This window comes from Ruegeria sp. AK4 (assembly GCF_056541025.1).
The window spans coordinates 91,305-103,675 of sequence record NZ_JBQFXS010000003.1; the positions used below are offsets into that span (position 1 = coordinate 91,305).

The window sequence follows — 12,371 nt, forward strand, 5'->3', positions numbered from 1 at the left end:
TCCGCATCCCGGGCCGGCCCGATTACGTTGAGGCAGAAGGAAACACTGATGTCAAAACGCGACTACTATGATGTGCTCGGCGTAGCCAAGGGCGCATCGGCGGATGAGATCAAGAAGGGTTTTCGCAAGAAAGCCAAGGAATTGCATCCCGACCGCAACAAGGACAACCCGGATGCCGAGGCGCAGTTCAAAGAAGCCAACGAGGCTTATGACGTGCTGCGCGATGCTGACAAAAAAGCGGCTTACGACCGCTTTGGCCACGCCGCATTCGAAAACGGCATGGGTGGCGGTGGCCGTCCCGGTGGCGGGTTCGGTCAGGGAGACTTCTCCAGCGCCTTTTCGGACGTGTTCGACGATTTGTTCGGCGATTTCATGGGCGGTCAGCAACGCGGCGGCGGTGGACGTCGCGCCGCCCGCGGGTCTGACCTGCGCTACAACCTGCGCGTGACGCTGGAAGAAGCGTTTTCGGGCCTGCAGAAAACCATCAACGTTCCTGCCGCCGTGGCCTGTTCGGCCTGTGACGGCTCGGGCGCCGAAGGCGGCGTTGAACCGACAACCTGCCCGACCTGTTCCGGCATGGGCAAGGTGCGTGCGCAGCAGGGTTTCTTCACCGTTGAACGGACCTGCCCGACCTGTTCCGGTCTGGGTCAGATCATCAAGAACCCCTGCAAATCCTGCAGCGGCGCAGGCCGCGTTGAAAAAGAGCGCGCCCTTTCCGTCAACATCCCCGCCGGTGTCGAAACCGGAACCCGCATCCGTCTGGCGGGCGAGGGTGAGGCCGGGATGCGTGGAGGCCCTCCGGGCGATCTCTATATCTTTGTCGAGGTCTCGGACCACAAACTGTTCGAACGCGACAGCGTGAATCTCTACTGCCGGGTTCCGGTCAGCATGGCCAAGGCAGCACTTGGCGGTTCCATCGAAGTGCCCACCATCGACGGTGGCCGTGGCCGGGTACAGATTCCCGCAGGCAGCCAATCGGGCCGCCAGATGCGCCTGCGCGGCAAGGGCATGCCCGCCCTGCGCGGCGGCGGCGTTGGTGACATGTTCATCGAACTCGCCGTGGAAACGCCGGTCAACCTGACTGCCCGTCAGAAAGAATTGTTGCGCGAATTTGACGATCTGGGCGAAGACAACCATCCGGAATCAAAAAGCTTCTTCTCGTCGGTCAAATCCTTCTGGGACGGTATGAAAGGCTGACCCGGTGCAATTGGGGGCTCTGCCCCCGCCGCCCTTCGGGCGACTCCCCCGGGATATTTATAGCCAGATGAAGCAGGGGATCCGTTCTTCATCTGGCCACAAATATCCCGGAGCGCGAGGCAGAGCCTCGCACAACATCTATCTGCGAAACGTCGTTTTGGCCTTACCAACGCGCCGCAATTGGCCTTAAACCGGGCCAATTGACCCTTGATTTTCAAAGCGTCTCCTGAGATGTTCCGCGCCAACCGTTGGGGTGCCCGCTTGCGCGGGCTGAGAGGTGCTGTGGCATCAACCCATCGAACCTGATCCGGGCAATACCGGCGGAGGGAACGGTCTTACGATACGCAGACGTTTTCCACGCCACCGTTGCCCAAAACCGAGTTGGAGCAACGATATGGCACCTATCGCCTTAACAATCGCGGGATCGGACAGCGGCGGCGGCGCCGGAATTCAGGCTGATCTCAAGGCCATGTCCGCGCTGGGTGTCTATGGGGCCAGCGTGATCACCGCGGTGACGGCGCAGAACACCAGGGCCGTGACGGCGGTGCATGGCATTCCGCTGGATGTGATTGCGGCCCAGATCGACGCGGTTCTGACCGATCTGGATGTCGGCGCGATCAAGATCGGCATGCTTGCCACGCCCGAAATCATCCGAACCGTCGCCGAGGGCATTGCCGGTTTCAAAGGTCCTGTTGTTCTGGACCCGGTGATGATCGCCAAATCGGGCGATGCTCTGCTGGCCGCAGAGGCGGTGGCGACCCTGCGCGATGTCCTTTTGCCCCGCGCCACGGTGCTGACCCCGAACCTGCCCGAAGCGGCTTGTTTGTTGGGTCGGTCGGATGCCGCCAGCCCAAAGGAGATGATCGAGCAGGGTCTCGATCTATGCGAACTGGGCGCACAGGCCGTGTTGATGAAGGGCGGGCACGGCACGGGCGAGGTCTGCCACGATCTGCTGGTTGACGCCTCGGGCTTTGTGGCCGAGTTTACAGCGCAGCGCCAGTGCACCCGAAACACCCATGGCACCGGCTGCACGCTGTCTTCCTCCATCGCGGCCGGTCTGGCCAAGGGGCTGTCTTTGACCGATGCCGTGGATCAGGCGCACGTGTACCTTCAGGAAGCCATCGCGCAGGCCGACGATCTGAAGATCGGTCAGGGCCATGGACCGGTGCATCATTTCCACCGGGTCTGGGCGGCGTGACGGTCTGGTCCGTCATAGGGATCGGCGTGGCTGGTCTGGCGGTTGCGTCCGAGCTTGTCGCGCGCGGGGCGAAGGTTCAGGTGTTCGACCCCGGGGGGCCTCCGGGCCCGCATGGATGTTCTTGGTGGGCCGGGGGCATGCTGGCGCCGTGGTGCGAGTATGAAAACGCCGAGGAACCAGTGCTGCGGCTGGGGCAGCAGGCGATCGACTGGTGGGCAGACCGAACCCGGGTTCACCGGCGGGGAACACTGGTGGTCGCCAATACCCGTGACCTGCCTGATCTACGCCGGTTTGCCCGTCGCACGGAGGGTTATTCTGAGGTCAATCGCGATGAAATCGCTTGTTTAGAACCTGATTTGCACGGGTTCGGCAAAGGTCTCCACTTTCGGTCCGAGGCGCATATCGATCCGCGTCAGGCCTTGCGGGATGTCCACCGCCAGCTTGACAAGGCGGGTGTTGCGTTCCACCGCGCGCTCGCCCCGGCGCAGCTGGACAACGTCATCGACTGCCGGGGCCTGCACGCGCGGGAATACCTGCATGACCTGCGCGGCGTGAAGGGTGAGATGCTGGTGATCCGCTGCCCGGATGTAACGCTGACGCGCCCGGTGCGCCTGCTGCACCCGCGCATGCCGCTTTACATCGTGCCGCGCGGCGACGGTATCTACATGCTGGGCGCGACGATGATCGAATCCGAGGACAGCAGCCGGATCACCGCGCGCTCGATGCTGGAACTGCTCAGTGCCGCTTACGCGCTGAACCCGGCCTTTGGCGAGGCCGAGGTGCTGGAAATCGGCGTCGATCTGCGCCCGGCCTTCCCGGACAACCTGCCCCGCATCCGGCGGCTGGGGCGGGTCATTTATGCCAACGGGCTCTACCGCCACGGATATCTGCTGGCCCCGGCGCTGGCGCAGGGCGTGGCCGATCTGGCGCTGGAAAACAAACATTCGGAGATGGTCGATGAAGATCGTGCTTAACGGCGCACCGCGCGAGGTGCGGGCCGAAACTTTGGCAGACCTGCTGGCGGAATGCGGGTTCTCGGGCCGTGTCGCGACGGCGGTGAACGAAGATTTCGTGCCCTCCAGCCTGCGCGTCGCCCACAAATTGGCCGATGGCGACCGCGTTGAAGTCGTGGCACCGATGCAGGGGGGCTGAGGATGAAGGAGTTTTATGGTACCGAACTGCCCAACCCGCTGATGCTGGGCACCGCGCAATACCCCAGCCCGGCGATACTGGAGCAGGCGTTTCGCGACAGCGGGGCAGCGGTCGCCACCGTGTCCCTGCGCCGCGAATCCGGTGCGGGGCAGACATTCTGGCAGATGATCCGCGATCTGGGTGTTCTGGTTCTGCCAAACACCGCCGGGTGCCATACCGTCAAAGAGGCCGTGACAACTGCCCATATGGCGCGCGAGGTGTTCGATACCAGCTGGATCAAGTTGGAATTGATCGGCCACACCGACAGCCTGCAGCCGGATGTGTTCCAGCTGGTCGAGGCTGCGCGCATCCTGACCGAAGACGGGTTTCACGTGTTCCCCTATACCACCGACGACCTGATCGTCGGCGAACGTCTGCTCGCCGCCGGGTGTGAGGTGCTGATGCCCTGGGGCGCGCCCATCGGATCGGGGCGCGGGCTGAACAACGAATACGCCTTGCGGGCCATGCGGGCGGAATTTCCCGATGTGCCGCTGGTGATCGATGCAGGTATCGGCCTGCCCAGCCACGCGGCCCATGCGATGGAACTGGGCTATGATGCCGTGCTGCTGAACACCGCCGTGGCACGGGCCGGCGATCCGGCCAAGATGGCCCGCGCCATGATGCGCGCGATTGAGGCCGGGCAACTGGCCCATCAGGCCGACCCGATCGAGGCGCGCGACATGGCCGAACCCTCAACCCCCGTGATCGGAAAGGCCTTTCTGTCATGACGCTCGACCGGTTTTACCCGATCTTCGACCACTCCGATTGGTTGCGCCGGATGCTGCCGCTGGGCGTGAAGCTGGTGCAGTTGCGCGTAAAGGACCAGCCCGAGGATGTGGTACGCGACCAGATCGCCGTGTCGCGCGACCTGTGCCGGGACCATGGCGCGGTGCTGGTGGTGAACGACTATTGGCAGCAGGCGATTGATCTGGGCTGCGACTGGATTCATCTGGGGCAGGAGGATCTGGACGACGCCGATCTGACGGCCATCCGAAAAGCGGGTCTGAAACTGGGTGTTTCGACCCATGACGATGATGAGCTTGAGCGGGTGCTGGCCATGGACCCGGATTATGTCGCGCTGGGGCCTGTCTATCCCACCATCCTGAAAAAGATGAAATGGCATCAGCAGGGCCTGCCCCGCGTCACCGAATGGAAGGCGCGGGTGGGCGAGATCCCTCTGGTCGGGATCGGCGGAATGAGCGTGGAACGCGCGCCGGGTGTGTTGCAGGCCGGGGCGGATATCGTCTCGGTCGTCACGGATATCACCCTGAACACCGACCCCGAAGCGCGCGTGCGCCAATGGATCGGGGTCACCAGATGAGCCGCTATATGCGCCAAACCCTGCTGCCCGAGGTCGGGGCGGATGGCCAGGCGCGTTTGGCCTCGGCCCGCGTTCTGGTGGTGGGGGCAGGTGGTCTGGCGGCTCCGGTTCTGCCCTTGCTGGCCGGGGCCGGAGTGGGGCGGATCACGATTGTGGATGGCGATACGGTCGCGCTGTCGAACCTGCACCGGCAGACCTTGTTCACCGAGGCGGATTGCGGCCAGCCCAAGGCCGAGATTGCCGGGGATCGCTGTCGTGCCTTGAACGGTCAGATCGAAATCACCGCTCGAAAACAGGCTCTGACAAGTGAAAATGCGCCTAATCTGGTGGCGCAGGCGGATGTGGTTCTGGACTGCGCCGACAGCTATGCGGCCAGCTATATCCTTTCGGACACCTGTCTGGCGCAGGGCAAGCCGTTGATCAGCGCCTCGGTTCTGGGTCTGTCGGGTTATGTGGGCGGTTTCTGTGGCGGAGCACCCTCGCTGCGCGCCCTGTTCCCAAATGCGCCGGACAGCGGCGCCAGTTGCGCCACTGCGGGCGTTCTGGGTCCGGTCGTAGGCATGATCGGGGCAATGCAGGCGCAGATGGCGATGAACCTGATTTTGGGCATCGACCCGTCGCCGCTGGGTCAGATGGTGCAATATGATGGCCGGACCCTGCGCAGCAGCGGGTTTCGCTTTGACGACGCGCCCGAGCCCAGCAGTTGTTTCCGCTTTCTTTCGGTCGGGCAACTAACGGCGGATGACCAGATTGTCGAACTGCGCGGCCCGGACGAAGCGCCCGTTCCGGCGCACCCCGGCGCAGCGCGTGTCTCACCCGACAAACTGCGCGAAATAGACCCAAACAAAGGCAAAAGGCTGGCGCTGTGCTGCGCCACCGGCCTGCGCGCATGGCGCGCGGCCGAGCAAATCAAACCGGATTGGCCGGGCGAGATCGTCCTCGTCGCGGCCTCAACCTCGTGAACAGAAGGAAACGCGAGACATGAAAAAACTGATCGCTGCAATCGCCCTGCTGGCCGCCGCGCCCGCCTGGGCCGAGGACAAGATGACCGTCCTGCTGGACTGGTTCATCAACCCCGACCACGGTCCCATCATCGTGGCGCAGGAAAACGGTTATTTCGCCGAGCAGGGGCTTGAGGTCGAGATCGTTCCGCCCGCCGACCCGTCCGCCCCGCCGCGTCTGGTGGCGGCAGGTCAGGCCGATCTGGCCGTGTCCTACCAGCCGCAGTTGCACCTGCAAATCCACGAGGGTCTGCCCCTGAAACGCGTCGGCACGCTGGTCGCGACGCCGCTGAACTGCCTGCTGGTGCTGAAAGACGGCCCGATCAAATCGCCCGCCGATCTAAAGGGTAAGAAGATCGGCTTTTCCGTCGCTGGAGTGGAAGAGGCGGTGCTCAGCACCGTTCTGGGCAAGTACGGCGTCAAGCTGGATGAGGTCGAGCTGATCAACGTCAATTTCTCGCTGTCGCCCTCGCTGATGACGGGTCAGGTGGATGCGGTGATCGGCGCGTATCGGAACTTTGAGCTGAACCAGATGGACATCGAAGGCGTCCCCGGCACCTGTTTCTATATCGAGGAAGAAGGCGTGCCGCCCTATGACGAACTGATCTATGTCGCCAACCCCGAGACCATGGATACCGACAAGGTGGCCCGTTTCCTGGCCGCGACTGAAAAGGCGACGCAGTATATCGTCAACAACCCGGAAAAAAGCTGGGAAATCTTCTCGGGCACCTCGCCCGAATTGCAGGATGAGCTGAACGCCCGCGCCTGGGTCGATACGCTGCCGCGGTTTGCGCTGCGCCCGGCGGGGCTCGAGGCCGGTCGCTATGCGCGGTTCGAGGCATTTCTGAAAGACAGCGGCATGATCGACAGCATCAACCCGGTCAGCGATATCGCCATCGATGTGACCGCGCAATGAGCGGGTATGGCACAGCCTTCACCCTGATGCGGGATGCCGCAAAGGGCCCGTGGCGGGAGTACACCCGCCACGGTTTTGTCGAGGGGCTAAAGGACGGAACACTGCCGCGGGAATCGTTCCTGCATTATCTGCGGCAGGACTACGTGTTCCTGACCCATTTCTCGCGGGCCTGGGCATTGGCCGTGGTCAAGGCGCAGACCCATGAGGAAATGCAGGTCGCCGCCGCCACGGTGAACGGGCTGATGCAGGAAGAAATGATGCTGCATGTCGGCGTCTGCGAGGCCGAGGGCATTTCCCGCGACGAGCTGATGGCGACGCCGGAACGGCCCGAGAACCTGGCCTATACCCGCTTCGTGCTCGAGGCCGGGTATTCGGGTGACTACCTGACCCTGCTGGCGGCGCTGTTGCCCTGTGTCATCGGCTATGCCGAGATCGGCGCGCGTTTGGCGCAAGAGGCCAGTTCCGAGACCTACCGCCCGTGGATCGACACCTATGCGGGTGATCAGTACCAAAGCTACTGCCATGACATCGGCGCGCTGATGGACAGCGCCCTGATCCGCAGGCTGGGTCCGGACTATACCGCGTTGCCGATCTGGTCGGATCTCTGCAAGACCTTCGAGATGGCAACGCAGCTTGAGGTCAATTTCTGGCAGATGGGCCTGACCCCATGACGCCTGCGCCCGATCTGACCATCAGCGGCACGGCCACAATCGACGGCGCGACCCTGTTCGCACCGTTGACCCTGACCCTTGGGGCCGGGCAGTGGACCTGTCTGCTGGGCGGATCGGGCGTTGGCAAGACCACCGTTTTGCGGCTGATTGCAGGGCTTGAAACCGGGGCCGATTTCAGCGGTCAGATCACCGCCAGCGACGGCCAACCGGTGCCGGATCGGGTGGCTTATATGGCGCAGGACGATCTGCTGCTGCCCTGGGCGACGGTGGCGCGGAATGTCTCGCTGGGCGCGCGGCTGCGGGGTGAAACGGTCGATCTGAACCGCCGGGACCGGCTGATCGAACGGATGCGGTTGCAGGATCACCTGACCAAGAAGCCCGCCGAATTGTCGGGCGGTCAGCGTCAGCGCGTGGCCCTTGCCCGCACGCTGATGGAGGATCGCCCCATCGTGCTGCTGGACGAGCCGTTCTCGGCCCTCGACGCGCGCACCCGCGCCGACATGCAAGATCTGGCGGCCGAGGCGCTGCAGGGCCGCACCGTTCTGCTGGTAACCCATGATCCGGGCGAGGCCGCGCGGTTGGGTCAATCCATCGTGGTGATGACGCAGCAGGGTCTGACGCCGTGCGATCCGCCACGGGCCCCGGCGCCGCGCCATGTCGACGATCTGGAAACGCTGGAAACCCAAGGCGCGCTGCTGAAGCTGCTGAGGGAAGCGGCATGAAGTTCGTTTCGGCCCTTGCAGCAACGGTTTTTGCGCTGGCGGTCTGGCAGGCGATTGTCAGCCTGACCGGCTTGCCGAAATTCATCCTGCCGGGCCCCGCGCTGGTGGCCGAGACCTGGTGGCAAAACCGCTGGCTGATTGCGGAACACACATGGATCACGGCGGTCGAGGTGGTCATCGGTCTGGCCGTCGGCACCGTGCTGGGCGTGGTGACGGCGCTGCAACTGGCCAATTCCCGCGCCGCGCGGGTGCTGGTGCAACCGATGCTGGTCTTTACGCAGGCTCTGCCGGTCTTTGCGCTGGCCCCGCTGCTGACGTTGTGGCTGGGCTATGGGCTGTGGTCCAAAGTGGCGATGGCGGTGCTGATCATTTATTTCCCGATCACCTCGTCCTTTTTCGACGGGCTGATGCGCACCCCGGCCGGTTATCTGGATCTTGCCCGCACGATGCAGGCCAGCAAGCGGACGGTGTTGTGGCATATCCGCATTCCGACGGCCTTGCCCTCGTTGGCCTCGGGGATGCGGCTGGCCGCCGTCTACGCGCCGATCGGGGCGGTGATTGGCGAATGGGTGGGTTCGTCGCAAGGGTTGGGCTATCTGATGCTGCTGGCCAATGGCCGCGCCAAGACCGATCTGATGTTTGCGGCGATGCTGACGCTGGGCGTGTTCTCGATTGTGCTGCACATGATTATCCGCCGCGCCACCGCGCGCATGGCGGGTGAGGCGCGTTAACCATTCGGAAACCGAATCCGGGGCAGGGTGGGCGCATGACACAGGACGCCTTTGCCGAAGCCCCGATGCTGTTTGAAACGGACGAAGCGCCCGCGCAGCCGCTGCCGACGGGTCGGTTACCCTCGTACATCAAAGACCATCGCAAGCGGCTGCGCGAACGGTTCATGGCGGGCGGCTCGGCGGCGATGCCGGATTACGAGTTGCTGGAGCTGGTCCTGTTCCGATCCATTCCCCGGCAGGACGTGAAACCCCTGGCACGGGCGCTGATGGATACGTTCGGCGATTTCAACCGGGTGCTGACCGCGCCCGTGGACCGGCTGCGGCAGATCAAGGGGGTGGGCGATACGGTGATCACCGACCTGAAAATCCTCGAGGCGTGCGCCCATCGCATGGCCCGCGCGCGGGTGATGCAGCGGCACGTGATCTCGGGTTGGGACGCGCTGGTGGATTACTGTCACACGACGATGGCCCATCGCGAGACCGAGCAGTTCCGCGTGTTCTTTCTGGACCGCAAGAACGTCCTGATCGCGGATGAGGAGCAGGCCAAGGGTACGGTAGATCACGTCCCGGTCTATCCGCGCGAAGTGGCGAAGCGGGCGCTGGAACTGAACGCCTCGGCCCTGATACTGGTGCATAATCACCCGTCGGGCGATCCGACGCCGTCGCAATCGGATATCGATATGACCAACCGGATTCAGGATGAGTGTTCGGCGCTGGGCCTGACCTTGCATGATCATCTGATCATCGGCAAATCGACCGAGCTGAGTTTTCGGTCGCAGGGGTATTTGTAGGGGCGTTGCCCCTCTGCAACCCCATCGTATTTGGAACTAGGCGAAGGGGGTTATTGCACCCAAACCTCGACGCGGCGGTTGACCTTGCGGCCCCATTCGGTGTCGTCGCAGGCCATTGGCATGGCTTCGCCAAAGCCCTCGACCGCGATTTCGATACTGTCGGGGATGTCGGTTTCAACCGCGGCCAGCACGGCGTTGCGCACGGTCTGCGCCCGGCGCAGGGCAATTCTGGAATTGGCTGATGCCGCGCCGTCGCCATCGCTGAAACCGGCAAAGACCAGCTTGCGCGCGTCGATCGCCCCGGATTCGAGCGCCTGCGCCAATTGCTGGATGTTCGAGCGCGATTGCGCATCCGGGCGCGACGAGCCTGTTTCAAAACGGAACGACAGCGACAGGCGGGACATGGGCCGCAGCGTTTCGATCATCCGCTGCAGTTCCTCCAGCCCGACCTCGGCGCCGCCATTGACGATGGCATTGGACAGACGGTCACCTTGCAGACCGATCCGCATCACCTCGGGCGACTGGTCCACATAACCTGCCTGACGGATCGCCATCTGCGCATCCGCGCTTTGGCTATAGGCCAGGAATTGCCGCCCGATCCGGGGTAGCCTGCGGGCGGGCAGGTACAGAAACATCGGCGCGGTCAGCGGGTAATCCTCGGTCTTGATCGACTGACGCGTCGCGGCCAGAGCATGGCCGCAGCCGCCGGTCAGAGGCAACATCCGCGCCGCATCGGCTGAGGCCTGAGAGGCGATGCCGATGGCAAACGGGTCTTTGGCAACCGCGCGGACCAGATCGCTGCTTCGGGTGTGGCGGATCACATCGTCGGTCAGAGACACGCCCGCAGGGTCCAGAAGCTGATCGGTGACGGCCTGCGCCAGCCCGGACCCCTGATCCGGCATGTGCAGCGTTATCGGCGCAGCGGGTCCGCCCAGCCCGGACCAGTCGGTGATCTGGCCCGACAGAACCAGCGCCAGATCCGATGGCGATATCTGCCGCAGGATGTTGTCGGGTGCCACCACCGGCACCATCGCATCCAGCGCCACAACCCGGGACCGGCGCGCCTGTGTCAGATCGCCCAGCCCCGCCGCCGCCGCGGCATCACGCTCGGCCTCGCGAATCTCGCGCAGGGCCATCACGATGTCCGTGACGTTCGCCGTCAGGTCGGCAAAGCCCTGATCCGCGGTGCCGACGCGAAAGAACAGCCGCGCCAGGGGGGCGGGCCGCTCGGGCTGATGCAATTCGTACATGAATGTGTCGGGGCTGACGCGTTCGGGCGTGGCGGTCAGCCCCTCGTGCCGGGCGAAGCCCACGATCAGGGCGGGCAGGACGGTTTCGGCCATGACGGATGAGCCGGAAAACCGCAGCTCGGCCACGAAATCGGTCAGGTTGGGGCAGGCGGGGCCGTCGCAGGTGACGCCCGAGCCGTCTACGGTCAACTCTCCGAACTGGGTATCGACGCGGTAGAACTCTCCGTCAAAACTCAGAAAGGTGCCGGTGACCTCGACCTTGCCGTCATGCGAGGTCAGCGTGATGTCCTGCGCCACGGCCCCAAAGGTCAGCGCAAGCCAGAACACTGCAGCCATCGCAGCACGAAGAATTGTCATGAGAGTGTTGAGCCTGCCTGCGGTTTACTTTGCCGCGATTGTCAGGTCTTGGAACAGATTATTCAACACCAGAAACTCACCGGCCTGCGAACAGTCGGGCAGGGCCAGTGTCAGGTCGCGGGACCGCAGGCGGCGGTCGGCGCGCAATTCCAGCGACTGCACGTTCAGGTCGCGCCCGCAATTGGCTTCGGTCACTTCCGCTTCGACCGTCAGAGCGATCAAGCCGGACTGGTCGGACTGGCCTGCGGGGAAGGAATAGACCTCGATATTCTTGGCGTCGCCAAAACCCGCATGGCCCAGATGCACCACCGTGCCGGCGCCATCGGCCTTTTCATCCGCCCAGACATGGCCTTTGGCGCCGTAGCTGGCGCCAAATTCCAGCGCGTGGATCTGCAGGCTTGTATCGCCCTGCCATTGCAGCGCCACGCGGTCATATTGGGCGATATCGGTGACATGTGTGGTGGCGACGGTTCCGGTTTGATCCGCGAAGGACACCAAAAAGATCGCGTATTCCGACAGCGCCGGGATGGTCAGGGACAGCGCGCCCCTGTCATCCGTCATCTGCGTGACGGTCAGGCCGCTGTGATGAATCTCGACCCGTTCATTGCCGTGGCAGGGCGCTTTGATCGCAAGGCGCGCGGCGGCACCGGGTAGCGCGGTCGCCCGGGCGCTGAGCGCGCAATTGCCGCGTTTGCGCTGCGCGCCGGGGGTGATCTGAATACTGCGGGTTTTGGGGGCAACACTGGCCGGGGTGGCCGTTGGGGACGGGGAAGAGGTCAGCGCGAAACTGTCCAGCCCCGCCAGGACCGAGGCCTGTTGGGCGGAGGCGACAGAAATACCCTCCTGCGCAGCATCAGGTTGCGCGGCGGTTCCATTCTGCATTATGTAACCGATGGCCAGGGCACAGGCGACTGTGCCGCACATGGTCACATAGTTTCGGACTACAAACAAAACACCCTCCCCAGTTGAAGGAGCGAGTCGCACTGTCGTTAAAAATCGCGGCCAATTTGTGGCCGCGAGACGGA

14 protein-coding genes and 1 riboswitch are annotated in these 12,371 nt (G+C 63.8%); of the genes, 12 read left to right on the plus strand and 2 right to left on the minus strand.

Annotated features, from left to right (window positions below):
• Positions 1-48 precede the first annotated feature (48 nt).
• The 12 genes from dnaJ to radC all read left to right on the plus strand — a co-directional run bounded on the left by dnaJ (position 49) and on the right by radC (position 9,739).
• Positions 49-1,197, plus strand: a complete 1,149-nt coding sequence (dnaJ, locus tag ACR0EZ_RS06825) for a molecular chaperone DnaJ (protein WP_480611901.1) — start codon at positions 49-51, stop codon at positions 1,195-1,197.
• A gap of 239 nt (positions 1,198-1,436) precedes the next feature.
• A riboswitch (TPP riboswitch) is annotated at positions 1,437-1,543 on the plus strand.
• Between the two features lie 48 nt (positions 1,544-1,591).
• A complete protein-coding gene (thiD, locus tag ACR0EZ_RS06830; protein WP_480611902.1) occupies positions 1,592-2,395 on the plus strand; it encodes a bifunctional hydroxymethylpyrimidine kinase/phosphomethylpyrimidine kinase in 804 nt (267 codons plus the stop codon).
• Positions 2,392-3,369, plus strand: a complete 978-nt coding sequence (locus ACR0EZ_RS06835) for an FAD-dependent oxidoreductase (RefSeq protein ID WP_480611903.1) — start codon at positions 2,392-2,394, stop codon at positions 3,367-3,369. Before thiD ends, ACR0EZ_RS06835 begins: the two co-directional genes overlap by 4 nt.
• Entirely contained in the window at positions 3,353-3,547 is a 195-nt protein-coding gene (gene thiS / locus ACR0EZ_RS06840; protein WP_480611904.1) for a sulfur carrier protein ThiS, read from the plus strand. Before ACR0EZ_RS06835 ends, thiS begins: the two co-directional genes overlap by 17 nt.
• Positions 3,548-3,549: 2 nt before the next feature.
• On the plus strand, positions 3,550-4,314 hold the full coding sequence (locus ACR0EZ_RS06845) for a thiazole synthase (RefSeq protein WP_480611905.1): 765 nt from the start codon (positions 3,550-3,552) through the stop codon (positions 4,312-4,314).
• Entirely contained in the window at positions 4,311-4,907 is a 597-nt protein-coding gene (locus ACR0EZ_RS06850) for a thiamine phosphate synthase (RefSeq protein WP_480611906.1), read from the plus strand. The genes ACR0EZ_RS06845 and ACR0EZ_RS06850 overlap by 4 nt, the downstream gene beginning before the upstream one ends.
• Entirely contained in the window at positions 4,904-5,869 is a 966-nt protein-coding gene (locus tag ACR0EZ_RS06855) for a HesA/MoeB/ThiF family protein (RefSeq protein WP_480611907.1), read from the plus strand. Before ACR0EZ_RS06850 ends, ACR0EZ_RS06855 begins: the two co-directional genes overlap by 4 nt.
• Before the next feature lie 19 nt (positions 5,870-5,888).
• The gene (locus ACR0EZ_RS06860) at positions 5,889-6,824 is read left to right on the plus strand and encodes an ABC transporter substrate-binding protein (RefSeq protein ID WP_480611908.1); all 936 of its coding nucleotides are present in this window, start codon (positions 5,889-5,891) and stop codon (positions 6,822-6,824) included.
• Positions 6,821-7,495: a thiaminase II gene (tenA, locus tag ACR0EZ_RS06865; RefSeq protein WP_480611909.1), complete on the plus strand. Its 675-nt coding sequence runs from the start codon at positions 6,821-6,823 to the stop codon at positions 7,493-7,495. Before ACR0EZ_RS06860 ends, tenA begins: the two co-directional genes overlap by 4 nt.
• Positions 7,492-8,217 carry an ABC transporter ATP-binding protein gene (locus ACR0EZ_RS06870; protein WP_480611910.1) on the plus strand — a complete coding sequence of 242 codons (726 nt, stop codon included), beginning with the start codon at positions 7,492-7,494 and terminating at the stop codon, positions 8,215-8,217. Before tenA ends, ACR0EZ_RS06870 begins: the two co-directional genes overlap by 4 nt.
• Complete coding sequence (locus tag ACR0EZ_RS06875) at positions 8,214-8,948, plus strand: ABC transporter permease (RefSeq protein ID WP_480611911.1); 735 nt, start codon at positions 8,214-8,216, stop codon at positions 8,946-8,948. The genes ACR0EZ_RS06870 and ACR0EZ_RS06875 overlap by 4 nt, the downstream gene beginning before the upstream one ends.
• A 35-nt stretch (positions 8,949-8,983) precedes the next feature.
• Positions 8,984-9,739 carry a RadC family protein gene (radC, locus tag ACR0EZ_RS06880; protein ID WP_480611912.1) on the plus strand — a complete coding sequence of 252 codons (756 nt, stop codon included), beginning with the start codon at positions 8,984-8,986 and terminating at the stop codon, positions 9,737-9,739.
• Positions 9,740-9,789: 50 nt separating this feature from the next.
• Here the strand turns inward: radC and ACR0EZ_RS06885 are convergent, their stop codons facing one another.
• Both ACR0EZ_RS06885 and ACR0EZ_RS06890 read right to left on the minus strand, forming a co-directional pair.
• Entirely contained in the window at positions 9,790-11,346 is a 1,557-nt protein-coding gene (locus tag ACR0EZ_RS06885) for a phosphate ABC transporter substrate-binding/OmpA family protein (RefSeq protein ID WP_480611913.1), read from the minus strand.
• Between the two features lie 24 nt (positions 11,347-11,370).
• Positions 11,371-12,297, minus strand: a complete 927-nt coding sequence (locus ACR0EZ_RS06890) for a hypothetical protein (protein WP_480611914.1) — start codon at positions 12,295-12,297, stop codon at positions 11,371-11,373.
• Between the last annotated feature and the right edge of the window lie 74 nt (positions 12,298-12,371).

What these genes read in the sequence shown, in the direction of transcription:
- dnaJ (WP_480611901.1), top strand. Translation starts at nt 49, where the DNA reads ATGTCAAAACGCGACTACTATGATGTGCTCGGCGTAGCCAAGGGCGCA.
- thiD (WP_480611902.1), top strand. Translation starts at nt 1,592, where the DNA reads ATGGCACCTATCGCCTTAACAATCGCGGGATCGGACAGCGGCGGCGGC.
- thiS (WP_480611904.1), top strand. Translation starts at nt 3,353, where the DNA reads ATGAAGATCGTGCTTAACGGCGCACCGCGCGAGGTGCGGGCCGAAACT.
- ACR0EZ_RS06845 (WP_480611905.1), top strand. Translation starts at nt 3,550, where the DNA reads ATGAAGGAGTTTTATGGTACCGAACTGCCCAACCCGCTGATGCTGGGC.
- ACR0EZ_RS06850 (WP_480611906.1), top strand. Translation starts at nt 4,311, where the DNA reads ATGACGCTCGACCGGTTTTACCCGATCTTCGACCACTCCGATTGGTTG.
- ACR0EZ_RS06855 (WP_480611907.1), top strand. Translation starts at nt 4,904, where the DNA reads ATGAGCCGCTATATGCGCCAAACCCTGCTGCCCGAGGTCGGGGCGGAT.
- ACR0EZ_RS06860 (WP_480611908.1), top strand. Translation starts at nt 5,889, where the DNA reads ATGAAAAAACTGATCGCTGCAATCGCCCTGCTGGCCGCCGCGCCCGCC.
- tenA (WP_480611909.1), top strand. Translation starts at nt 6,821, where the DNA reads ATGAGCGGGTATGGCACAGCCTTCACCCTGATGCGGGATGCCGCAAAG.
- ACR0EZ_RS06870 (WP_480611910.1), top strand. Translation starts at nt 7,492, where the DNA reads ATGACGCCTGCGCCCGATCTGACCATCAGCGGCACGGCCACAATCGAC.
- ACR0EZ_RS06875 (WP_480611911.1), top strand. Translation starts at nt 8,214, where the DNA reads ATGAAGTTCGTTTCGGCCCTTGCAGCAACGGTTTTTGCGCTGGCGGTC.
- radC (WP_480611912.1), top strand. Translation starts at nt 8,984, where the DNA reads ATGACACAGGACGCCTTTGCCGAAGCCCCGATGCTGTTTGAAACGGAC.
- ACR0EZ_RS06885 (WP_480611913.1), bottom strand. Translation starts at nt 11,346, where the DNA reads ATGACAATTCTTCGTGCTGCGATGGCTGCAGTGTTCTGGCTTGCGCTG.